A 23,025-nucleotide genomic window follows, 5' to 3' on the forward strand; every position below is an offset into this window, starting at 1 on the left:
GTGATGCAACAGATCGAGATCGAAATCATCAACAAACTGGGCTTGCATGCCCGCGCCTCATCCAAGCTGACCCAGCTGGCCGGGCGTTACAAGTGTGAAGTGTGGCTCACCCGCAACGGCAAGCGGGTCAACGCCAAAAGTATCATGGGGGTCATGATGCTGGCCGCTGCCAAGGGCAGCAAGATCAGCATCGAGACCAATGGCGCAGACGAGGAGGCAGCGCTGGCAGCGCTGGTGGAGCTCATCAACAATCGGTTCGACGAGGCCGAATAGCGAGCCGCCGTCGGGCGGTTGCGGGGAGGCAGGACATGGCGATTACCTTGCATGGCATCGGTATCGGCGGCGGCGTCGCCATTGGCCGCGCCCACCTCGTTTCGCATGCGGATATTGATATCGACCACTACGACATCGCGCCGGAGCAAGTCCCTGCCGAGATCGCCCGCTTCGATGCCGCCATCCGCGCCACGCGCAAAGAACTGGAAATGCTCTGGGGCAGCATCCCCGAAAATGCCCCAACCGAACTGGGCGCCTTTCTTTCGCTGCACATCATGCTGCTCAACGACCACACAATCTCGCGCGAACCGCGAGAAATCATCGAGGAGCTCGGCTGCAATGCCGAATGGGCACTCAAGCTGCAGCAAGACCGGCTGTTGGCCCAATTTGATGAGATCGAAGAAAGCTATCTGCGCGAGCGTCGCAATGACGTGAATCAGGTCATTGAGCGGGTCTTCAAGTCTCTCGACGGCCGGGCCAGCACCAGCCAGCCGGTTACCGACCGGCAACGCAACAATATTCTGGTGGCGCATGATCTCTCGCCCGCCGACATGATCCTGTTCAAGGACACCGAGTTCGCCGCCTTCATCACCGACCTGGGTGGCCCGACTTCGCACACCGCCATTCTCGCCCGCAGCCTCGACATCCCTTCGGTGCTGGCCCTGCACCATGCCCGACAGCTGATCCGCGAAGATGAAATGATCATCGTCGATGGCGCTGCCGGGGTCGTGATTGTCGATCCTGACGAAACCATTCTGGACCAGTACAAACGCCGCCAGACTGCGATTTCTCAAGAACGCAAGCGGCTGAAGAGCTTGAAATCGACTGCCGCCACCACACGCTGCGGCACCCCGATCGAGCTATATGCCAATATCGAGGGGCCGTCGGATATCGAGCATGTGCGAGCCAACGGTGCCAATGGCATCGGCCTGTATCGCAGCGAGTTCCTGTTCCTGGGCCGCGATGGTCTGCCGCCGGAAGATGAACAGTACGAAGCCTACAAGGCCGTACTCGAAGGTATGAAAGGCGGGCCGGTCACCATACGTACTGTCGATCTCGGCCGTGACAAGATGCCGAAGTGGGCAGACACCAGCAATAGCCCCAATCCGGCACTGGGCCTGACCGGGGTCAGGCTATGCCTGGCCGAGCCGCAGATGTTCCGCACCCAGCTGCGGGCTTTGCTGCGCGCAAGCAGCCACGGCCATCTGCGCTTACTGGTGCCGATGCTGGCCTCGTTGCACGAGGTCAACCAGGTCCTGTTCCACGTCGAGCAGGCCAAGCAAAGCCTGCTGGAAGAAGGCGTCAAACTGGGTGACAACATCCAGGTTGGCGGGATGATCGAAATTCCGGCAGCGGCGTTAACCGTTGGCCACTTTCTGAAACGACTCGACTTTGTCTCCATCGGCACCAACGACCTGATCCAATACACGCTGGCCGTTGATCGTGGAGATGATGCCGTCTCGCATTTGTATGATCCGCTGCATCCAGCCGTGCTGCACCTGATCGCCCACACCATCCGCTCTGCCGATAAAGCGGGTGTGCCGGTGTCCGTCTGCGGTGAAATGGCAGGCGACCCGCGCATGACGCGCTTGCTGTTGGGCCTGGGCTTGCGCCGCTTTTCGATGCACCCGGCGCAGCTGCTGACGGTCAAGCAAATCATCCTGAATACCGATATTTCAATGGTGACCCCCATCGCAACCCGTATCCAGAAAGCCGAGGATGCCGATCGGGTACGCAGCCTGCTCGCCGACCTCAACTCGGTTGGTACCAACTAGGCTCCGCCTGGCTACCCTCTACTTCGTTGCACTGTTCAGATTCCAGCCAGCCGCCCATCGGCGCCGACTGGCTGGCGCAAGTCATACTATTCACCGCTTTGCAGTCTGGAGACCCGTTTGAGTCAAACCATGAAACTGGCCATCGTCCGCCAGAAATACAATCCATCCGGTGGCGCCGAGCGCTTTGTCAGCCGCGCCATTGCAGCCCTGGCCGGATCGGTGGAAGTCACCTTGATCACCCGCAAATGGGAAGACCATGCCGGCTATCAATCCATCAAGGTAGACCCGTTCTACCTGGGCTCAGTCTGGCGGGACTGGAGTTTTGCACGGGGCGTCGCCCAGGCCGTCCGCAGCCAGCCTTTCGATCTGGTGCAATCGCATGAAAGACTGCCCGATTGCGATCTGTACCGTGCCGGCGATGGCGTCCATCGCGAATGGCTGGCACAGCGCACCCGCCAGCAAAGCGCACTGGGACGACTGGCGAATCAACTCAACCCTTATCACCACTACGCGATGTGGGCGGAAAGCCGGTTGTTCCATAGTCCCCGGCTCAAAGCCGTGATCTGCAATTCGCAGATGGTCAAAGACGAAATCCAGCGCTGGTTTGGTCTGCCTGCCGACAAGCTGCATGTGATTTACAGCGGAATTGATGCCACGAACTTTCACCCGGAAACAGCCAGGCAGCGCCGGGACGTATTGCGCGCTAACCTGGGCATTCCGGCCGAGGTGGCCACTTTGGTCTATGTGGGCGCCGGTTTTGAACGCAAAGGTGTCGCCTGCTGCATCCGCGCCTTGGCGCAGGCCGGAGGAAAAGCCCATCTGCTGGTCGTCGGGAACGACAAAAAATCCAGCCAGTACCAGCAGCTGGCGCAGCAACTGAATGTGAGCCAGCGCGTGCACTTTGTTGGCGCACAGAAGCAGGTAGCTGATTGGTATGGTGCTGCGGATGCCCTCTTCCTACCGACGCTGTACGACCCCTTTCCCAATGTTGCCTTGGAGGCGTTTGCCTGTGGTTTGCCGGTACTGACCAGCACCAAATCCGGTGCCGCTGAATTCATACGGGAAGGCCAGAATGGCTTTGTGCGCGATGCACTGGACGTCGCCGGCTTCGCCGCCCTGCTGGCACAGCGGCCACACGCCGCTGACTGGCAGGTCATGTCCGAAGCTGCTCGCCAAACCATTCTTCCCTATTCGCCAGCGGCAATGGGAGAAGCGCTGACCCGCCTTTATCGCCAACTGCTACAAGCACCTCCGGCCGCTTGAGCCACCGTTCATCGCCCTGTCTACCTGCAGACTTGACCACTTACTAATCAGTAAGTAACCTTCAAGCACTCAAATCCCCGCTTGATCGGCAAGGAGGTCAGCATGGCCAATATGCAGACGTTTGATGTTCAGACTCAGGATGGCTTTTCACTGACTGCCACCCGCTTCGATCCACCAGGAGCCAGTCGGGGCGCAATTCTGATCGTGCCAGCAATGGGAGCCGCCCAGTCGTTCTATGCCCCCTTTGCCGAATGGCTGGCCGAGCAGGGCTGGCTCACCTTGACCTTTGACTATCGCGGGATGGGCGCTTCACGCCGCAGCCCCCTACGCGGCTTCGACACCGATCTCAGCACCTGGGCCACGCAAGATTGCGCAGCCATGGTGGCAGTCATCCAGCAGCTGGCACCGCACGTACCGCTGCTCTGGATTGGTCACAGCCTGGGCGGGCAGATTGCCGGCATGGTGCCTGGCATTGAGCGTTTTTCGCAGATACTGACCATTGCTTCCGGTAGCGGCTACTGGCGCCAGAACGCGCCACCACTCAAGCGACGGGTGCTGCTGCTGTGGTATGTGCTGGCCCCGCTGCTAACCGCCAGCTGCGGCTATTTTCCCGGCAAGCGGCTGAAGATGGTGGGCGATCTGCCTGCAGGCGTTATCCGGCAGTGGCGCCGTTGGTGTCTGCACCCTGAATATCTGATGGCGGAAGGCGAGCCCATGCGACAACGTTATCAGCAGCTGCAACTGCCGATTGCTGGCTTGTCCTTTACCGATGACGAGCTGATGACCCCTGCCGGAATTGAAGCCCTGCACGCCCTGTATAGCGGCAGTCGGGCAGCGTTAGAACACATTGCGCCCGACACTACCGGCATGCGGCGAATCGGCCATTTTGGTTTTTTCCGCCCCGAAAGCCGCGAGCCACTCTGGCATAGCCGGGTGCAACCGGTGCTGGAGCGCGTCCGTGCCAGCTTCAACTAGGCTCTGTGGATGCTTTGTTTTCGGATCGGAAACTAAAACGTCAACAGCGCCTAAGCTTTATGCAAGGTTTTCCCTTTAACCTGACGTTTGGCCACGACCATGGCCAAGCCAGCCAACTCTGAAATCTGGAGCCAGCCATGCCTCACGCACAATACCCCCACCTACTTGCCCCCTTGGACCTCGGCTTCACCACGTTGAAGAACCGTGTCCTGATGGGTTCCATGCACACCGGTCTGGAAGAAGCCCCCAACGGCTTTGAGCGGATGGCGGCGTTTTATGCCGAGCGGGCAAAAGGGGGGGTAGCCCTGATTGTGACGGGAGGTGTCTCTCCCAACGAGCCAGGCCGGGTTTACGAAGGTGGCGCCATGCTCACCAACGCCGATGAGGTCGCCCACCACCGCGTAGTGACTGACGCCGTGCATCGCGAAGGCGGCAAGATCTGCCTGCAGATCCTGCACACCGGGCGTTATTCCTTCCAGCCCAAGCCAGTGGCCCCCTCGCCGATCGCCTCGCCAATCGCTTTCTACGAACCGCTCGAAATGAGCGAGCAGATGATCCTCGACACCATCGAAGACTTTGCCCGCTGCGCCGCATTGGCCAAGGACGCCGGCTACGACGGGGTTGAGGTCATGGGGTCGGAGGGTTATCTGATCAACCAATTCATTGCCGAGAAGACCAATAAGCGAACCGACCGCTGGGGCGGCTCCTTCGAAAACCGTATCCGTTTCCCGCTGGAAACCATCCGCGCGGTTCGCGAACGGGTCGGTAGCGATTTCATCATCATCTACCGCCTCTCGATGCTGGATCTGGTAGACAACGGCAGCGTGCTGGATGAAACGATTCAGCTGGCTAAAGCGGCCGAAGCAGCAGGGGCCACGCTGATCAATACTGGTATCGGCTGGCACGAAGCCCGCATTCCAACCATCGCCACCATGGTGCCCCGTGCTGGCTTCACCTGGGTTACCCGCAAGTTGAAAGGCCAGGTCAACATCCCGCTGATCACGACCAACCGCATCAATATGCCTGAAGTCGCAGAAGAGGTACTGGCGCGTGGCGATGCCGACATGGTGTCGATGGCACGGCCTTTCCTCGCGGATTCCGACTGGGTCATCAAGGCAGAACAAGGCCGGCGTGATGAAATCAACACCTGTATCGGCTGCAACCAGGCCTGCCTTGACCATATCTTCCAGGCCAAGATGACCAGCTGCCTGGTCAACCCCCGCGCCTGCCACGAAACCGAGCTGAAAATCGAGAAGACCGCAGCCCCGAAAAAGCTCGCCGTGGTCGGCGCCGGACCGGCAGGTCTGGCTTTTGCCACCACAGCAGCCCAGCGTGGTCACAGCGTGACCCTGTTTGATGCCGCCACCGAAATCGGCGGCCAGTTCAATGTTGCCAAGCGCATCCCCGGCAAGGAAGAATTTCACGAGACCCTGCGCTACTTCGCCAAGCAGATTGAACTGACAGGCGTCAGCCTTCAACTCAATACCCGGGTCGATGCCGCCATGCTGGCCGAGTTTGATGAGGTCGTCCTGGCAACCGGCATTGCACCGCGAAAAGTGGAGATTGCCGGGATCGACCACCCCAAGGTGATGAGCTATCTCGATGTGCTGCGTCATAACAAGCCAGTTGGCCGTTCGGTTGCCATCATCGGCGCCGGTGGTATCGGCTTTGATACCGCAGAATTCCTGACCACCGAGGGCACGCCGACCAGCCTGGATACCGATGCTTTCCTCAAGGAATGGGGTATCGACAAATCCCTGGGTGAAAAAGGCGGCCTGCTGCCACAAGGCCCCCATGCCGACACCCCGCCGCGCAAGGTCTGGCTATTGCAGCGCAAGACCAGCAAAGTAGGTGACGGCCTGGGCAAAACCACCGGCTGGATTCACCGTACCACCTTGAAGATGAAACAGGTGGAAATGTTGTCGGGGGTCAGCTACGAGAAGATCGACGACGAAGGGCTGCATGTCACCATCAAGGGCAAAGCCCAGCTGCTGCCCGTCGATAACGTGATTATCTGCGCCGGTCAGGAGCCTCTGCGCGAGCTGGAAGCGGGTATCAAGGCCTTGGGCAAACCGGTGCATCTGATTGGCGGTGCTGACGTGGCCGCTGAACTGGATGCGAAGCGTGCGATCAATCAAGGAACACGCCTCGCTGCCACACTGTAAGCGCAGCACTACAGAAAAAAGAAAGCCGACCTCAAAAGAGGCCGGCTTTTCTTTTTGAATCTGCGCAAAAATCGGCTTAGTACTGATAGAACCAATCCTGAATCTGCTTGGTGTCGCTACTACGGGTCAGTGCCAGCATCAGCAGGATGCGGGCTTTCTGGGGGCTCAGCGTATCCGAGGCCACAAAATCCAGCTCATCATCATTCGCTTCGCCATTGCGGGCCACAATACCCTGCCCGACGCGGGAACTACGCACCACCAGCACGCCTTTCTTGCGGGCCTCAATCAACCCAGGCTTGACCGCATTGGCCAGGCTGCCATTCCCCACCCCCGCATGCACAATGCCCCGCGCTCCGGCAGCCACCAAGGCATCAAGCGCTATCCGGTTCATGTTGGCGTAGCCATAAACGATATCGACCTGCGGCAAGGATTCGAGCTTGCTGATGTCGAATTCAGACTGCAAGGTGTGCTTGCGGATCGGGCTGCGGTAAAACACGACCCGGCCTCCCTGCACGTAGCCCAGATAACCCAGCTCACCCGTCCGGAAAGCATCCGGGCTGGAGGTGTTGGCCTTGGTCACATCCCGGGCGGCATTGATCTGGTCATTCAGCGCCACCAGCACTCCCTTGCCGACCGCCTCCTTGCTACCCGCAATCAAGACAGCGTTGTAGAGATTGAGCGGGCCATCGGCACTGAGCGCCGTCGCAGGCCGCATCGCTCCCACAATCACCACCGGCTTCTGGCTTTTGACCACCAGATCGAGAAAATACCCGGTCTCTTCAATGGTGTCGGTACCGTGGGTAATCACCACGCCGTCCACATCCTCCTGTGCCAGCAAGGTATTCACACGCTTGGCCAGCTTGAGCCAGTAGTCGTTATTCATGTTCTCGCTGGCAATCTGGAATACCTGCTCACCCCGCACATTCGCGACCTTCTGCAACTCAGGCACCGAGGCAATCAACTTCTCAACCCCAAGCTTGGCTGCGCTATAGCCCACCGTTGTGGTACTGCTGGCCCCCGTACCGGCGATGGTGCCGCCTGTCGCCAGAATAGTGACATTCGGCAGACGTTCTGCCGCCCAGGCGGGCACCAGCACGGCAACAGTCAGGCAAAGTCCGGCCGTGGCACGCAGGCAGGTTTGAATAAATGGCATTGCGATGTCTCCTTGTTATAAGAAATACAGCGAGTGACCTAGGTCACCCATCTGAGGCGGCACAGTGTCAAACCGTGCCCATCGCATCGCCATTAGGAGAAGCCTTTAAGGGATTCCCGCAGCCAGCCAGCTCCTGCCGAGGATTCAAGCACTTGCCTGACCTTGATCAAGCTTCTGAAGCATCCACCGCGATAGGCTGCATCAAGACAAACCGCAAAACACCGCGCAGTTTCGCCGGCGCCTGCTAGGCTTGAACCGTCAACTCCAGGCTATTGAAAGCTCCCCATGCCTACGTCTCACTGGCTTGAACAACAAGAAGTCCGTCTCTCTGCACTCCGCCGCGAGTTGCGCCAGCGCTATGACCCCTTCGGTCTGATCGGCATCTGGCAGCGCGCCCAGGCCGCCTGGCTCGCCCACCCCAAGGAACTGGCGCTGGCCGTTACCCGCCTCCAGTACGATCTGCTGACCCTGAACAGCCACGGTCTTGCTCGCCTGCTCGGCCAACCAGATACCGACGTCTTCCCGCAGAATCCCGAAGATCAACGATTTTCTGAGCCGGTCTGGAGTGAGTCACCATATTGGGACTACCTCAAAGAGTCCTATCTGATGAGCACCCGCTGGATTCAGGACATGTTGTACGAATCACCGGGACTGACCGACAAAGAGCGGCGAATGGCAGCTTTCTGGCTTCGACAGTGGCTCAATGCTGTCGCCCCCACCAACTTTCTGCTCACCAACCCAACCGCTCTGGCCAAAGCCCGGGAAAGCCAAGGCGCCAGCCTGTTGCAAGGGCTGCAGAACTTCGCTGCCGATATGCAGACCGGCGACGTACGCATGACTGATCGCAGCCCATTCAAGGTGGGCGAGAATCTCGCCACCACTCCCGGCGCCGTGGTTTTCCAGAATCATTTGCTGGAAGTCATTCACTACAGCCCGACCACCCCCCAAGTCCACGCCATGCCGCTGGTACTGGTATCACCCTGGATCAACAAGTACTACATCCTTGATCTGACCCCCGCCAAGAGCCTGGTCCGTTATCTGGTTGCACAAGGCTTTAACGTTTTTATCACCAGCTGGAAAAACCCCACGCCCGAGATGGCGGACATCACCTTTGATGACTACATCGTCGATGGCATCGACAAGATCGTCGAAGTCGCACGCAGTGTCGGTAAATCAGAAAAAGTCGGCGCGCTCGGCTACTGCATCGGCGGCACCCTGTTGTCGATCTACATGGCCTGGTGCAATCGCCGCGACCCGGACAAGGTACCAGTAGCGCACTGGACCCTGATGACCACGCTGGTCGACTTCGGCAAGCCCGGCGACATCGAAGTGTTCATCGACGAAGACGGCCTGGACTTCATTGATCGGAAAATGGAAGACAAAGGCTTTTTATCCGGGCAGGAAATGGCATCGAGTTTCCGCATGCTGCGACCGAATAGCCTGATATGGAATTACTGGGTGAAAAGTTATTTGCTGGGCGAGACGCCTCCCGCCATGGACGTGCTTTACTGGAATACCGATCTGACCCGAATGCCGCGCGCCATGCACCGCTATTACCTGCGTGAATTCTATTTGAATAACCGGGTTGTGGAAGCTGATAGCCTGGTCCTGGCTGGCCATCCGATCGATTTGGGACAAATCAGCCAACCGCTGTTTATTGTCGCCGCCGAAGAAGATCACATTACCCCTTGGCGAGAAACTTATAAAATCACTCAATTAATCAAAGGCCCAGCTCAATTTACGCTTTCTACATCGGGCCACATTCTGGGCATGATCAACCCCCCGGTAGACCCACCCAAACGCAGCTACTGGCAAGCCGATGCCAAGCCAACCCCATTGCCCGAAGACTGGTTCGGAAAAACCACAAAAACGCCCGGTTCCTGGTGGCCTTCGTGGATTGAATGGCTACGCCCCCGTTGCGGCGAGATGATTTCCCCCCTCCCTGCCGCCAATCGCGCTTATCCCAAACTGTCTGACGCACCAGGCACCTATGTATTTGAAATTTGACCCTTTGCCGGCAGGTATTCAAAACCGGCATTCCATGACTTTTTATGTCATCGCCCGCTGCCAATTTCAAATAAGTAGTTAATTGCCATTGAAATGGTTATTCAATTGGTAATTTAGCTACGTAATCAGTGCAAGTTCCAATTGCATTACAACGACTTAGCTTGCCCATACCCGGCAAGCTCGGCGATAATGCGCGCTTTCAAAAAGCAGGCGCGATCGCCCCGCGCATTCGAAACCTGCCAGATGCCCAATCTACCAGCGCAGGTTTCGACACTCACCCGGCATCTCGCGAAAAGGATCTCGATGGCAACCCGCACTGAACTCAGCAATGCAATCCGCGCCCTCTCGATGGACGCTGTGCAACAAGCCAACTCTGGCCATCCCGGCGCCCCGATGGGCATGGCAGAAATCGCACTCGCATTGTGGGGGGGCCATCTGAAACATAATCCCGCCAATCCAAAATGGGCTGATCGTGACCGCTTCGTCCTTAGTAACGGCCACGGCTCAATGCTGCTTTACAGCCTGCTGCACCTCACCGGTTACGACCTGCCCATCGACGAAATCAAGCGCTTCCGCCAGTTACACAGCAAGACCCCCGGCCACCCGGAATACGGCTACGCACCTGGCATCGAAACCACCACCGGGCCACTGGGCCAAGGCATCAGCAACGCTGTCGGTATGGCAATGGCTGAAAAAATGCTGGCCGCACAATTCAACCGTCCCGGCCACGACATCGTCGATCACTACACCTATGTATTCATGGGCGATGGTTGCCTGATGGAAGGTATCTCCCACGAAACCTGTTCCTTGGCCGGCACCTGGAAGCTGGGCAAGCTGATTGCTTTCTGGGACGACAATGGTATTTCGATCGACGGCCATGTCGAAGGCTGGTTTACCGACAACACACCGGCGCGGTTTGAGGCTTACGGCTGGCACGTCATTCGCGATATCGATGGCCATAATGTCGAAGCGGTCGAAGCTGCGATCCGCGAAGCAAAATCGATCACCGACCAACCCAGCCTGATCTGCTGCAAAACGATTATCGGCAAAGGCGCTCCCAACAAGCAGGGCGGACATGACGTTCATGGCGCACCGCTTGGCAAGGACGAAATCGCCGCCGCCCGCGCTCATTTGGGTTGGAGCCATGCCCCATTTGAAATCCCGGCCGAGGTGTATGCCGGTTGGGATGCACGGGAAACAGGCGCCGCAGCAGAACGCAACTGGAACGAAAAATTCAGCGCCTATCGTGCAGCCTTCCCCGAGCTGGCCGCTGAGTTCGAACGCAGGATGCGGGGTGATCTGCCCACCGACTGGGACAGCACCAAACAAGCCGCCCTGGCCAAAATCAATGAAGCCGCACAAACCGTTGCGACACGTAAAGCCAGCCAGATTGCCATCGAAGCCCTGTCACCCACGCTGCCTGAATTTGTCGCCGGCTCAGCGGATCTGACAGGCTCGAACCTCACCAACTGGTCTGGTTCGAAATGGATCGACAATGCCGGGAATGGCAACTACATCAGCTACGGTGTACGTGAATTCGGCATGGCCGCCATCATGAACGGCATGACCTTGCATGGCGGTCTGCGCCCCTACGGCGGCACTTTCCTGATGTTCAGCGAATACGCCCGCAATGCCCTGCGTATGGCCGCGCTGATGAAAATCAATCCGATTTTTGTCTTCACCCACGATTCGATTGGCCTGGGCGAAGATGGACCTACCCACCAGCCGGTCGAACAGACCACCACCTTGCGCTATGTGCCAAACATGGACACCTGGCGCCCGTGTGATACCACCGAAACCGCCGTTGCGTGGGCTACCGCTGTTGAACAGAAAACCCGCCCCAGCAACTTGGTGCTGAGCCGTCAAAACCTGCCTTTCGTTACTCGCGATGCAGCACAGATTACCGACATCGCCAAAGGTGGCTACGTGCTGCGGGAAGCCACGGCTGGTGCCGCCAAACTGGTATTGATTGCGACCGGCTCGGAAGTCGAGCTGGCGTTGAAGGCGCGAGACCAGCTGGAAGCCGATGGCGTGCCGACCCGCGTGGTTTCGATGCCTTGCACCAATCTGTTTGATCGGCAAGATCGCAGCTATCAGCAGTCGGTACTGCCGGCAGGTGCGCCCCGACTGGCCATCGAAGCCGGTGTCAGCGACTTCTGGCGCAAATATGTTGGACTGGAAGGTGATGTGGTCGGTATCGACCACTTTGGTGAGTCTGCGCCAGCGCCCGTCCTGTTCAAGGAATTCGGATTTACTGTCGATCAGGTTGTCGCCAAGGCCAAAGCCTTGTTGTCTTGAGTCGATAGATGGACTCGCTGCCCACGCAGGCAGCGAGCCGAGGAGCCGGCACAGCCGGCCGAAGCGCGCTTTCTGGCGCTTGCGGACAAGTCCCCAAGTCCGTCGAACCTCTGGCGCCTCGCGCCCATTTGCTTGAATGGAGAACGTAAGTCAATGAGTATCCGTATTGCCATCAACGGCTATGGTCGAATCGGCCGTAATGTTCTGCGTGCCTTGTACGAGCTCAACCGCTCCGAAGAATTCAAGATTGTCGCGATCAACGCGACGGGCGATCTTGCCACCAACGCCCATCTGACCAAGTTCGACACGGTTCATGGTCGCTTTAATGCCGATGTTCGCGCAGATGGCGACTGGTTGCGCATCAATGATGAGCACATCCGCTTCTTTTCGACCCGTAACCCTGCGGAATTGCCCTGGGGCGATCTGGGCATTGATGTCGTGCTTGAATGTACTGGCGCATTTACCAGCAAAGCCAAGTGCCAGGTGCATATTGATGCCGGGGCAAAAAAAGTCTTGATCTCCGCCCCAGGAGACAAGGATGTGGACGCCACCGTGGTATACGGCGTCAACCACAACATCCTGCGTAGCAACATGACCGTTGTCTCCAATGCGTCCTGCACAACGAACTGCCTTGCTCCACTGGTCAAGCCGCTGCATCAGACGATTGGTCTGCTCAAGGGCCAGATGACAACGGTTCACGCCTATACCAACGACCAGGTTTTGACCGACGTCCGACACAAAGACCTGCGCCGCGCCCGCTCCGCCACGCAGAGCATCATCCCGACCAAAACCGGTGCGGCATCAGCCGTTGGACTGGTATTACCAGAGCTGGCAGGCAAACTGGATGGCTACTCTGTGCGCGTTCCCACCATCAATGTGTCGATGGTTGATCTGACTTTCCAGGCTGCACGCGCCACCAGCAAGGAAGAAATCAACGCCATCCTCAAAGATGCTTCGCGCGGCGAATTGAAAGGTGTACTCGGCTACAACGATCTGCCGCTGGTATCGGTCGATTTCAACCATACCAACGAATCATCGATTTTCGACTCGACACTGACCAAGGTCATTGATGGCGACCTCGTTAAAGTCGCCGCATGGTATGACAACGAGTGGGGCTTCTCCTGCCGCATGCTCGACGTTGCCAAAGCCATGATGGCTGCAGCCTGACCCTGCACTGCACACGCGGTCAGACTAACGGGACGGGGCGCGTATGCGCCCCGTCTGCACTACAGCTCCGGTCCTTGTTACATTTGGAGCCCTCTCCTTCAACCCTTGTTCAGATCCCCGGCCATGAACTTCAAAAAGCTCACAGACCTCTCCCTCGCTGGCAAGCGTGTATTGATTCGTGTCGATATGAATGTACCGATCGCCGACGGCAAGATTGGTGACGATACCCGCATCCGCGCTTCACTTCCTACCATCCAGCACTGCCTGCAAGCTGGTGCGGGCGTGATCGTCATGACCCATCTGGGGCGCCCCACTGAAGGTCAGGTCAACGCCGAAGACCGTCTGGAGCCAGTGGCACAACGCCTGGGCGAGTTGCTGGAAAAGAACGTGCCGGTACTGGCCGACTGGGCTGGTTATCAGGTTGCCGCTGGCGATCTGGTCATGCTGGAAAATGTCCGTTGCAATGTCGGCGAGAAGAAAAACAAAGATGAACTCGGCCAGGCTTATGCAGCCCTGTGCGACATTTTTGTTCACGACGCTTTCGGCACCTCACACCGCGCCGAAGCCTCCACTTATGCCGTGGCCAAGTTTGCACCAACCGCCTGTGCCGGCTTGTTGATGGCCGCCGAACTGGATGCCCTGGGCAAGGCGCTGGCACAGCCAAAGCGCCCGCTGGTTGCTATCGTCGCCGGCTCCAAGGTTTCCACCAAGCTGACGATTCTCGAAGCCCTGGCCGACAAAGTGGACCAGTTAATCGTCGGCGGCGGCATTGCCAACACCTTTCTGCTGGCAGAAGGCAAGGCCATCGGCAAATCGCTGGCCGAGCCAGACCTCGTTGAACAAGCCCGCACCGTCATCAACAAGATCCAGGCCCGTGGCGGCAACGTGCCGCTACCGACTGATGTGGTCGTTGGCAAGAAATTCGATGCCAGTGAGCCTGCCGTCACCAAAGTACTCAGCGACGTCGCCAGTGATGACATGATCTTTGATATTGGCCCGGATAGCGCCACCGCACTGGCCGAGCTGATCAGCAAAGCCGGAACGATAGTATGGAATGGCCCGGTTGGCGTGTTCGAGTTCGATCAGTTTGGTCAGGGCACCCGTACTCTGGCCAACGCCATTGCCAACAGCCCCGGCTTCTCGATTGCCGGGGGGGGCGATACCCTGGCCGCCGTCGCCAAATATGGCATTACCGATCAGGTCGGCTACATTTCGACCGGAGGCGGCGCATTTCTGGAGTTTCTGGAAGGCAAAACCCTACCCGCCGTCGAAATTCTCGGTCAACGCGCCTAAGGGCTAAACCATGCTGAGACGTCTGCTGCTGTCATCCGCCCTGCTACCAATCTTGTTGGCATGTGGGCAGAAAAAAAGTGAAGCCATGCCCGAGGTTGGGCGGACGGCACCAATGACCGTCGCGGAGTCGTCTCAACCGGCACCACCACCAGCCGCTGCCGAGCAGCAAGCGCGTGGCGCCGCTGGTGGCAGTCCCGACAGTGCCGCTCCCCGTTACCTGGCCATCCGGCATGAAATCGAGCTGGAAACCGATGCCGCCAAGGTTGAACCCCTGTGGCGTAGCCTGCAAATTCGTGTGGCAGAACAGGGAGGGGACATCATCAACGCCCGTCTGTCACGCAGCGACCTGCGCAGCCCGACGGCGACACTGTCACTGCGTCTGCCACCCACCAGGGTGGATGGCTTCCTGAAGCAGCTCGAAGGTAGCGCCACCATTGTTGACCAGCACACCAACAGCGAAGACAAGACGATTGAAGTCGTCGATGTCGAAGCCCGCCTGAAAAACCTGACCGAAGCCCGCGACCGCCTGCGGCGCATGCAGTCGGAAAAGACCGGCAAGCTGTCTGATGTACTCGAAGTGGACAAGGCCCTGACCGACACCCAAAGCCAGCTCGATAGCCTGACCTCGCAGCGCAAAGTACTGGCAGCAGAAACCAGCAAGATCCGTCTGGATCTGACATTGCACACCCCACGCAGCATTGGCGAAGCGAGTGCGTTGGAACCTCTGCGCCACGCCTGGCGCAATCTGGGCCATGTCTTTTTCTCCAGCTTCGGAACCGTGCTGGAATTCCTGGCCGCCATTCTGCCCTGGTTGGCGCTGTTTACCCCGATTGTCATCTGGTGGCGTCGTCGCAAACGGGCCAGACAGGCCATTAGGTAGTATCGCCTACATTGACTACAATAATCGGCTGTTCAAACCGAGCCGATTGCCCCTTTCCGGCAGGCTGCACCTACCGCAGCCAAGCCCACACCACAAGGAGTGACCCATGCCTCTCGTATCCATGCGCCAGCTACTCGACCACGCAGCCGAACACAGCTATGGTCTGCCGGCGTTCAACGTCAACAACCTTGAGCAAGTACAGGCCATCATGCAGGCGGCCGATGAATGCAACAGCCCGGTCATCATGCAAGGCTCGGCAGGTGCCCGTAAGTACGCGGGTGAAGCCTTTCTGCGCCATCTGATCCTGGCAGCGGTCGAAGCCTATCCGCACATTCCGGTTGTCATGCATCAGGACCATGGCGCCAGCCCCGCCGTCTGTATCCAGGCCATGCGCTCGGGGTTCTCCAGCGTGATGATGGATGGTTCGCTGATGGAAGATGCCAAGACACCTTCTTCCTACGAGTACAACGTGGACGTTACCCGTCGGGTGGTAGAGATGGCGCATGCCATTGGCGTTTCGGTAGAAGGTGAGCTGGGTTGCCTGGGTTCGCTCGAAAGCGGCATGGGTGAAAAGGAAGATGGTCACGGCGCCGAAGGTGTACTCAGCCACGACCAGCTGCTGACCGATCCGGATGAAGCGGCCGATTTTGTTCGCAAAACTCAAGTCGATGCCCTGGCCATTGCCATTGGCACCAGCCACGGCGCCTACAAATTTACCCGTAAACCAACCGGCGACATTCTGGCAATCGAGCGTATCAAGCAAATCCACGCCCGTATTCCCAACACCCATCTGGTCATGCACGGCAGCTCCAGCGTGCCGCAGGAGTGGCTGGAAATCATCCGCGAGTTTGGCGGCGAGATGAAGGAAACCTACGGCGTGCCAGTCGAAGAGATTGTGACCGGTATCAAGTATGGTGTGCGCAAGATCAATATCGACACCGATATCCGCTTGGCCATGACTGGCTCGATTCGCCGTCACCTGGCTCAGCACAAGAGTGAGTTTGATCCACGCAAATTCATGAAAGACGCCATGCTGTCGGCCAAGGATATTTGTAAGGCCCGGTTTGAAGCCTTTGGTTGTGCCGGACAGGCCGACCGGATCAAACCGATTGCCATGGAGACCATGGCAGACCGTTATAAGAAAGGTGAGCTTGCGGCACTGATCAAGTGATCCATGCAGTAAAGCCCGAGCATCGGTCAAACCCGCCTGCATGGCGGGTTTTTTATTGCTTACTAAATAATGCGCCCAAGAAAACAAGCCAGATATTTTATATATGAATATCAAAGACTTTTATAAATAAACTCTTGAATGGCATAAATCGCTAAACCCAACATTTTAGTGTCCCGACCGTCAAGTAATTTTGAATAAGTAATCAATCTTACTTCACCAGACGGCGATGCTTTTCGACCGTGGTATAGTTTGCAACAATTATGATGAGCTGGTCAGACAAGTTGGCACCGCAAGGTTGATCGTCTTCTAGGCAATCTGTCCCGTCCATCGCTGGCAATATTCAGGGATGGGCCGATCAACGCCACCAACTTCAAACTGCTTCATCAAGGTTTGATGGTTATGGTCATGCGTCACTTGTTATTACCCGATCAAGATCAGTGGCAAGCTACCGCCCACCAGACCTAGTGCCAAGCGAGGTACAGGTGGTGGCAAAGCTTTTTCGCAACCCATTTCTTACGAATTGCTGAATACAGCTGTGTCTCTATTTCGACAGGAAGTCTTTGAAGCCAAAAAGCGGGCGCATGTTGGCAAGGTGGTATTGCGCAGCCCGGCAGCCTTCGTCTGGTTTAGCGCCCTGGCGGGCTGTGTTGCCGTTGCCTTGGTCGCCATGCTTTTTACCTTCAACTACACCAGCCGGGCCCATGTGGTGGGCAAACTGGAACCTGATCTGGGTTTGGTCCAGGTCTACCCGCTACAAGCCGGCCGCGTGGTATCGCGCAAAGCACGGGAAGGAGACCAGATTGCTGCGGGATCGCCGCTCTTTCTGCTGTCTGGTGAGCGGGTCGGCAAGCTGGGAGAAACCACGGCAGCGGCCATGCGCTCGTTGGAATCGCGCCGACAAAGCCTGCGCCAGGAAATCGATAATGGAGCCTTACTGATTTCGGAGCAACGGGCCGCCAGCCAGAAGCGCTTGATCGAACTGCGAGCCCAGCTGGCGCAGCTGACGCAGGAAGCCGATAGTCAGAAACGACGCATCGAGATTTCTCAGGCGACACTGGCTCGCTACACCGAGCTGGCCAAAGCCAACTTTGTGCCAACCCTTCAAGTGCAGCAGCGGCATGAAGAGCTGCTTGATCAGCAGAGCCGGTTGTCTGCACTGGTCCGCGCAGCCGCCGATCTGAAGAGCCAGATCAGTACAACCGAATCCGAGCTGGCCAGCCTGCCTTTACGCGAAAAAACCCAGAAAGCCGCCGCAGAACGCAGCTTATCCCTACTGGAACAGGAAGCCGCAGAAACCGCTGCGCGTGGCGAGCTGTCAGTGCTGGCGCCGGTCGCCGGTACGGTCTCGACTTTGCAGGTTGAGCAAGGCCAGACCGTCACGGGTGATCAGGCCCTGGCAACCATCATCCCGTCCGGCTCATCGCTGGTGGCCAATTTCTTCGTGCCAAGCAGCGCCATCGCTTTTGTAAAACCCGGTCAGAAGGTGATGATGCGCTATCCGGCTTTCCCCTATCAAAAATTCGGTCAGGCCGAAGGCATCGTCAGTGACATCTCTCGCAGCGCGGTCATCCGCCCTGGTCAGCCAGCCAATAGCGAGCCGGTCTTCCGCATTACGGTAAAGCCTGCGTTGCAGCAAGTGATGGCATATGGCCGCTGGATGCCGCTGCAACCGGACATGACGGTTGAAGCCGACGTGATGCTGGATACCCGTCGCCTGATCGAATGGATCTTTGAGCCCTTGCTGTCGATCAAGGGCAAGCTATGACACACCGCCAAGCCACCCAACATGAATATTCTTGAGTCCCTGCAATGGGGTATGAGCCGCAAGCTGCCGATGCTGCTGCAAACCGAGGCCGCAGAATGCGGTGTGGCCTGCCTCGCCATGATCGCCACCTACCACGGCCACGGGCTGGACGTCGCGACACTGCGCCGGCGCTCCTCGGTGTCGCAAAAGGGGGCCACAGCAGCGCAGCTGGTGCGCATTGCCAACGGTCTGGATATGGCAAGCCGTGCTCTGAGAACCGAGCTGGACCAATTGCCCATGCTCGCCGTGCCTTGCATCCTGCACTGGGGTCTCAATCATTTTGTGGTTTTGAAACAAGCCAATAGCCGTGGCATCGTCATTCATGACCCGGCTTTTGGCATCCGCAAGATGACTTATGCCGAGGCATCCGACTATTACACCGGGATCGCCATCGAACTGACCCCGACCCCCAAGTTCGAAAAAAAACAGGAAGCGCAGTCGATCAAGCTGAAAAACCTGGTAGGCACCGTGGTTGGCTTGCGTCGCTCGCTGCTGCTGGTGCTGGTTCTATCGTTTTCACTGGAAGTGCTGGCGATTCTGTCTCCGTTTTTCCAGCAATGGGTGATGGACGGCGTCATCGTCTCGCGAGATCGGGATCTACTGCAGGTATTGGCCTTCGGCTTTTTCATGCTGATGTTGATGCAGATGTCGATTTCGACGCTGCGGTCCTGGGTGGTGCTGTACTTTTCCACCACGCTTAATCTGCAATGGGTCGCCAATCTGTTTACCCGGCTGACCCGCCTGCCGATGAGCTATTTCGAGAAACGCCATCTGGGTGATGTGGTATCGCGGTTTGGGTCGATCCAGACCATCCGCCGGGTGCTGACCACCACCGCCCTGGATGCCATTCTGGATGGGGTGATGGCGATTGTCGGGCTGGGCATGATGATGCTGTACAGCGTTCAGCTCGCCACGGTGACCTTGATCGCGCTGACGCTGTACATCCTGATTCGTTGGATCGCCTACAGCCCCTATAAGGCCGCCAATGAAGAGCAGATCGTCCATGCCGCCAAGGAGCAGACGCACTTCATCGAGAGTATTCGCGGCATCCAGAGCATCAAATTATTCAATCGCGAAGATGAGCGACGTACCCAGTGGCTGAATCTGGTCGTCAACACGACTAATCGTGGTCTGGCCACCGAAAAGATGAATGTGCTGTTCCACACGGCCAATGGGCTGGTGTTTGGTATCGAAAACATTCTGGTGACCTACCTGAGCGCCAAGTTGGTCATGGATAACCAGTTTTCAATCGGCATGATGTTTGCCTATGCCGCCTACAAGACCCAATTCAGCAGCCGGGTAGGCAAGCTGGTTGATATCTTCTTCGATATCAAGATGCTACGACTGCAAAGCGAGCGGCTGGCCGACATTGTGCTGCACGAGCCGGAGCCACAGCTCGACACACCCGAGATGCAACGAGAGATCGAGCCCTCGATCGAATTGCGGAATATCCGCTTCCGCTATGCCGATACCGAGCCTTGGGTCATTGATGGTGTCAGTCTCAAGATCGAGGCCGGAGAATCGGTCGTGATTGTTGGCCAGTCCGGTTGCGGCAAAACGACCTTGCTGAAAATACTGCTGGGTCTGATCCCTCCGACAGAAGGTGAAATACTGATCGGCGGCAGTCCGCTCAAAGGACTGGGCCTGCGCAACTATCGTGAAATGCTCGGTGCAGTTATGCAGGATGACCAGTTGTTTGCCGGGTCAATTGCCGACAATGTCGCATTCTTCAACGCAGATCACGACCAGGAACGAATCGAAGCTGCCTGCAAACTTGCTGCCATTCACACTGAGATCATGGCGATGCCGATGACCTATCAGACCTTGATCGGCGATATGGGGACGGCCATTTCGGGTGGGCAGAAGCAGCGGATCCTGCTGGCGCGAGCGCTCTACAAACAGCCAAGAATCCTGTTTCTGGATGAGGCAACCAGCCATCTGGACGTAGGACGCGAGCGTGAAGTGAATGACTCGGTGCGCAATCTGCGACTGACCCGGGTGGTCATTGCACATCGCCCTGAAACCATCGCCATGGCAGAACGTGTGATCCGGCTCTCGGCCGGTAAAGTTGAACAGGACTTCCGGCAAGTGCCGAATCTACGCGAAGCCAATGTCTGAGCGGTAGAAGAAGCCCTTCACCCCGTCAACGGCTCCAGAACCGAGCCATTGCCGGCCGTCTGTGGTGGCATGCGGGGGATGCGGAAGCTGAATACCGCCCCACCCACCGCCAGATTTTTTGCCTCGATATCGCCACCATGATGGCGGACGATTTCACGGCAGATAGCAAGGCCAAGCCCGGTGCCACCCAAGCCGGGCGTCTGACTGCTCTGCATGAACTTATCGAAAATCAGCTCGCATTCGGCTTCTGGAATGCCCTGGCCCTGATCAGCAACAGACAGCGATAGCGTGTCCGTATCGTGCTCGCCAATGGTGACGGTGATAAGCCCACCCTCAGGGCTGAATTTGATGGCGTTGGATAGCAGGTTGCGGATGACCTGACCGATACGCAAAGCATCAAACTGCGCGATGTCATCCACGGTAGCCTGGGCGACAGTGATCTTGAGTTGACGCTTGGCCGCCAGCTCTGCCAACTCATCCAGCACCACTTCCGTCACCTGCCGTAATCGATTCCGCTCAAACCGATAGGCCATTTTTCCGGCCTCCAGCTTGGTAATGTCGAGCAGATCGTTAACAAGCGTCAGCATGCGCTCGCCAGATTCGGCTATGTTCAGGAAATAGCGCTTCAACTTGTCGGCATCGCCCTGATCTACCTTGCCCGCACCCAGTCGCGCAAAGCTGAGGATCGCATGCATGGGGGTGCGTAGCTCATGCGAGATATTCGAGACAAAGGTCGTCTTGGACTGGTTGGCAGCGTCAGCTCTTTCCTTGGCCGCCAGCAGATCGGCAGTCTGGCTGCGTACGACTTCTTCCAGATGGTCGCGCGCCTGGCGGATCGCACCTTCTGCACGCTTCAGTTCAGTGACATCGCGCACCAACCACAAAACAGCCGACTCTTCGGAAAACTGCTTGGGCAGTGGTATCGACACCCCCTCAAACTGACGCAGATCACCATCCAGCTCCTGACGATATTCCACCCGTGCCGGCTTACCACTGCTCAGACAATCGGCAACCGACTGTATCGCCAGCTGCGCTTGCGATGCTGGCAACAGATCCCGCAAATTACAACCCTGCGGCGACTCATCCCACAGTGCCAACCAGTGCCCGAACACTTCCAGCACATGACCATCAGCCGCCACCACCAGAACTGGGTCAGGTATCGCTTCAGACAAAGCCGAGAGGCGTGCTGCCAGTTGCTGGGCATTCGCCGCCTCGCGCTGCCGTTGCAGGACTTCGGTCTGCAAGGCCGCATCCCGGGCCCGCAATGCCTGGGCCAATTCGCTGAAAGCCTTGCCAAAATGACCTATTTCATCCTGCCCCAGCTGATCGAGCCGGATCTCGTATTGCCCGGCGCGGATCTGTGAGACAGCCTGCTGCAAGGCTGCCAGCGGCGTCGCCACCTGGGCTCGCAGCACGGCGCGCAGCACCAGCAACTCAATCAGTAAAGACAGCGCCCCCAGCGCCAGCACAATCGTTGCCGACTCCCGCGCCAGCCCCAGCAGCAGGTGTTTGGGATACACCGTAATCAGCAACCAATCCGGCCCGCGTAAACGTCCTACCCCGAGCCAGAAACGACCGTCATCCGACTCGACCACCGAAGGCATCCCTTCGGTACGTCGGGCGGCACTCACAATGCTCGCCAGCTCGGGATTCTGCAGACGGGCGATATCGAGCACGCCACCTGCAGACTGGATCTGTCGAGTCAGCTCAGGGTGGGCAATCAGCTGGCCATCCCGCCGCACAATCAGGTTGTAAGTACCGGCCAGATGCTCGTTGGTGGTACGGCCAACCAGATCATCAATCACGATGTCTTCACCGGGTGAAGCAATCCAGCGCCCGTCGTCATCCACAGGCGTAACGTGCGACACCATCCACTTCCTGGCACCATCATCAAAGTAGACGCCGGTCCAGAACGGCAGGCGCTTTGGATTTTTCTCGCGGGTAGAGCGCCACACCGTTTCATAGCTGTAGATATCAGTGTCTCGCGTGGCGGAGTTGCTCCAGTCTACAAACGGTGCGTAATTGAGCGAGAGTTGCTCAGGCATGTTCATGAAGCTATCGAGGAAGCGGTTGGTGGATAGCGGTCCCCACTCGCTCAACAGGTGGTAGCCAACCAGCAAACGGCGTTTCAGATCATCCGTCAGCGGCACATCATGCCGGACAAACACGGTAGCGCGATGTCGAAAATCGTTCAGCTCCGGCCGAACCCGGATCAGGCCGTCCGGGTATCGGCTGAACACGCGATCAAACTCGGCATCAGGATTCGTCTGCTTCGCCAGCCGGTATCGCCGCAGGAATTCATCCGCCAACATGCGGGTCTGCGTTTCAGCCAGCAAGAAATGCTCACTATCGGCCTTGCTGCGGACCTCAACGTAATCGCGCAACCCTTCCAGCGTTGTCTTCTGCAGCCCTTGGTACTGAAACCAGCCAGCCAACACCGAGCCGATGACGATGACGATCGCGATTCGCGACGCCATTCGCCAAAGCACCCTACGGGCAAGTTGTGTAGGAACCGGCGCAGACAGTGGCATCTTTCCCCTGAAAAAAACCGACGAACTGCTTCAGTTATAGTCAACGCCCAGTCCGGGTGTCTGGGTTTGTGCAACGAAACCACCAAAATTGTTCGACAACACACAGACTGCGCTGAGGTTTTGTCTTCGCTGAAAAACAAGACGTCAACAGA

General features: G+C 57.8%; 15 protein-coding genes. 13 read left to right on the forward strand and 2 right to left on the reverse strand.

Going from position 1 to position 23,025, the window contains the following annotated elements; genetic code table 11:
- The first annotated feature begins 3 nt into the window (after positions 1–3).
- The 5 genes from PZA18_RS00715 (at position 4) to PZA18_RS00735 (ending at position 6,451) form a co-directional block, all read left to right on the forward strand.
- Positions 4–273, forward strand: a complete 270-nt coding sequence (locus tag PZA18_RS00715) for an HPr family phosphocarrier protein (protein WP_284098848.1) — start codon at positions 4–6, stop codon at positions 271–273.
- 35 nt (positions 274–308) lie between these two features.
- Entirely contained in the window at positions 309–2,048 is a 1,740-nt protein-coding gene (gene ptsP, locus PZA18_RS00720) for a phosphoenolpyruvate--protein phosphotransferase (protein ID WP_284098849.1), read from the forward strand.
- 117 nt (positions 2,049–2,165) lie between these two features.
- On the forward strand, positions 2,166–3,311 hold the full coding sequence (locus tag PZA18_RS00725; RefSeq protein ID WP_284098850.1) for a glycosyltransferase family 4 protein: 1,146 nt from the start codon (positions 2,166–2,168) through the stop codon (positions 3,309–3,311).
- Positions 3,312–3,413: 102 nt separating this feature from the next.
- Positions 3,414–4,286 (forward strand): alpha/beta hydrolase family protein, encoded by an 873-nt coding sequence (locus PZA18_RS00730; protein ID WP_284098851.1) that lies wholly within the window; start codon positions 3,414–3,416, stop codon positions 4,284–4,286.
- Positions 4,287–4,423: 137 nt separating this feature from the next.
- A complete protein-coding gene (locus PZA18_RS00735) occupies positions 4,424–6,451 on the forward strand; it encodes an NADPH-dependent 2,4-dienoyl-CoA reductase (RefSeq protein WP_284098852.1) in 2,028 nt (675 codons plus the stop codon).
- A 76-nt stretch (positions 6,452–6,527) separates the two neighbouring features.
- Here the strand turns inward: PZA18_RS00735 and PZA18_RS00740 are convergent, their stop codons facing one another.
- On the reverse strand, positions 6,528–7,604 hold the full coding sequence (locus tag PZA18_RS00740) for a type II asparaginase (RefSeq protein ID WP_284098853.1): 1,077 nt from the start codon (positions 7,602–7,604) through the stop codon (positions 6,528–6,530).
- A 285-nt stretch (positions 7,605–7,889) separates the two neighbouring features.
- Between PZA18_RS00740 and PZA18_RS00745 the strand changes: the two genes are divergently transcribed.
- The 8 genes from PZA18_RS00745 (at position 7,890) to PZA18_RS00780 (ending at position 20,342) form a co-directional block, all read left to right on the forward strand.
- Entirely contained in the window at positions 7,890–9,611 is a 1,722-nt protein-coding gene (locus PZA18_RS00745; RefSeq protein WP_284098854.1) for a PHA/PHB synthase family protein, read from the forward strand.
- A 303-nt stretch (positions 9,612–9,914) separates the two neighbouring features.
- Positions 9,915–11,909, forward strand: a complete 1,995-nt coding sequence (gene tkt / locus PZA18_RS00750) for a transketolase (protein WP_284098855.1) — start codon at positions 9,915–9,917, stop codon at positions 11,907–11,909.
- A 153-nt stretch (positions 11,910–12,062) separates the two neighbouring features.
- The gene (gene gap, locus PZA18_RS00755) at positions 12,063–13,076 is read left to right on the forward strand and encodes a type I glyceraldehyde-3-phosphate dehydrogenase (RefSeq protein WP_284098856.1); all 1,014 of its coding nucleotides are present in this window, start codon (positions 12,063–12,065) and stop codon (positions 13,074–13,076) included.
- A 123-nt stretch (positions 13,077–13,199) separates the two neighbouring features.
- Entirely contained in the window at positions 13,200–14,369 is a 1,170-nt protein-coding gene (locus PZA18_RS00760; protein ID WP_284098857.1) for a phosphoglycerate kinase, read from the forward strand.
- Between the two features lie 10 nt (positions 14,370–14,379).
- Positions 14,380–15,249, forward strand: a complete 870-nt coding sequence (locus PZA18_RS00765) for a DUF4349 domain-containing protein (protein WP_284098858.1) — start codon at positions 14,380–14,382, stop codon at positions 15,247–15,249.
- Positions 15,250–15,355: 106 nt separating this feature from the next.
- Positions 15,356–16,420, forward strand: a complete 1,065-nt coding sequence (gene fba / locus PZA18_RS00770) for a class II fructose-bisphosphate aldolase (RefSeq protein ID WP_284098859.1) — start codon at positions 15,356–15,358, stop codon at positions 16,418–16,420.
- A gap of 535 nt (positions 16,421–16,955) precedes the next feature.
- Positions 16,956–18,185: an HlyD family secretion protein gene (locus tag PZA18_RS00775; protein WP_284098860.1), complete on the forward strand. Its 1,230-nt coding sequence runs from the start codon at positions 16,956–16,958 to the stop codon at positions 18,183–18,185.
- Between the two features lie 21 nt (positions 18,186–18,206).
- Positions 18,207–20,342 carry a peptidase domain-containing ABC transporter gene (locus PZA18_RS00780; protein ID WP_284098861.1) on the forward strand — a complete coding sequence of 712 codons (2,136 nt, stop codon included), beginning with the start codon at positions 18,207–18,209 and terminating at the stop codon, positions 20,340–20,342.
- Positions 20,343–20,359: 17 nt separating this feature from the next.
- Here PZA18_RS00780 and PZA18_RS00785 read toward each other — a convergent pair whose 3' ends face one another.
- The gene (locus tag PZA18_RS00785) at positions 20,360–22,819 is read right to left on the reverse strand and encodes an ATP-binding protein (RefSeq protein WP_284098862.1); all 2,460 of its coding nucleotides are present in this window, start codon (positions 22,817–22,819) and stop codon (positions 20,360–20,362) included.
- Positions 22,820–23,025: the final 206 nt, after the last annotated feature.

Source organism: Parachitinimonas caeni, assembly GCF_030129945.1.
GTDB classification, from domain to species: Bacteria; Pseudomonadota; Gammaproteobacteria; order Burkholderiales; family Chitinimonadaceae; genus Parachitinimonas; species Parachitinimonas caeni.

What these genes read in the sequence shown, in the direction of transcription:
- PZA18_RS00715 (WP_284098848.1), top strand. Translation starts at nt 4, where the DNA reads ATGCAACAGATCGAGATCGAAATCATCAACAAACTGGGCTTGCATGCC.
- ptsP (WP_284098849.1), top strand. Translation starts at nt 309, where the DNA reads ATGGCGATTACCTTGCATGGCATCGGTATCGGCGGCGGCGTCGCCATT.
- PZA18_RS00730 (WP_284098851.1), top strand. Translation starts at nt 3,414, where the DNA reads ATGGCCAATATGCAGACGTTTGATGTTCAGACTCAGGATGGCTTTTCA.
- PZA18_RS00735 (WP_284098852.1), top strand. Translation starts at nt 4,424, where the DNA reads ATGCCTCACGCACAATACCCCCACCTACTTGCCCCCTTGGACCTCGGC.
- PZA18_RS00740 (WP_284098853.1), bottom strand. Translation starts at nt 7,604, where the DNA reads ATGCCATTTATTCAAACCTGCCTGCGTGCCACGGCCGGACTTTGCCTG.
- PZA18_RS00745 (WP_284098854.1), top strand. Translation starts at nt 7,890, where the DNA reads ATGCCTACGTCTCACTGGCTTGAACAACAAGAAGTCCGTCTCTCTGCA.
- tkt (WP_284098855.1), top strand. Translation starts at nt 9,915, where the DNA reads ATGGCAACCCGCACTGAACTCAGCAATGCAATCCGCGCCCTCTCGATG.
- gap (WP_284098856.1), top strand. Translation starts at nt 12,063, where the DNA reads ATGAGTATCCGTATTGCCATCAACGGCTATGGTCGAATCGGCCGTAAT.
- PZA18_RS00760 (WP_284098857.1), top strand. Translation starts at nt 13,200, where the DNA reads ATGAACTTCAAAAAGCTCACAGACCTCTCCCTCGCTGGCAAGCGTGTA.
- PZA18_RS00765 (WP_284098858.1), top strand. Translation starts at nt 14,380, where the DNA reads ATGCTGAGACGTCTGCTGCTGTCATCCGCCCTGCTACCAATCTTGTTG.
- fba (WP_284098859.1), top strand. Translation starts at nt 15,356, where the DNA reads ATGCCTCTCGTATCCATGCGCCAGCTACTCGACCACGCAGCCGAACAC.
- PZA18_RS00780 (WP_284098861.1), top strand. Translation starts at nt 18,207, where the DNA reads ATGAATATTCTTGAGTCCCTGCAATGGGGTATGAGCCGCAAGCTGCCG.
- PZA18_RS00785 (WP_284098862.1), bottom strand. Translation starts at nt 22,819, where the DNA reads ATGGCGTCGCGAATCGCGATCGTCATCGTCATCGGCTCGGTGTTGGCT.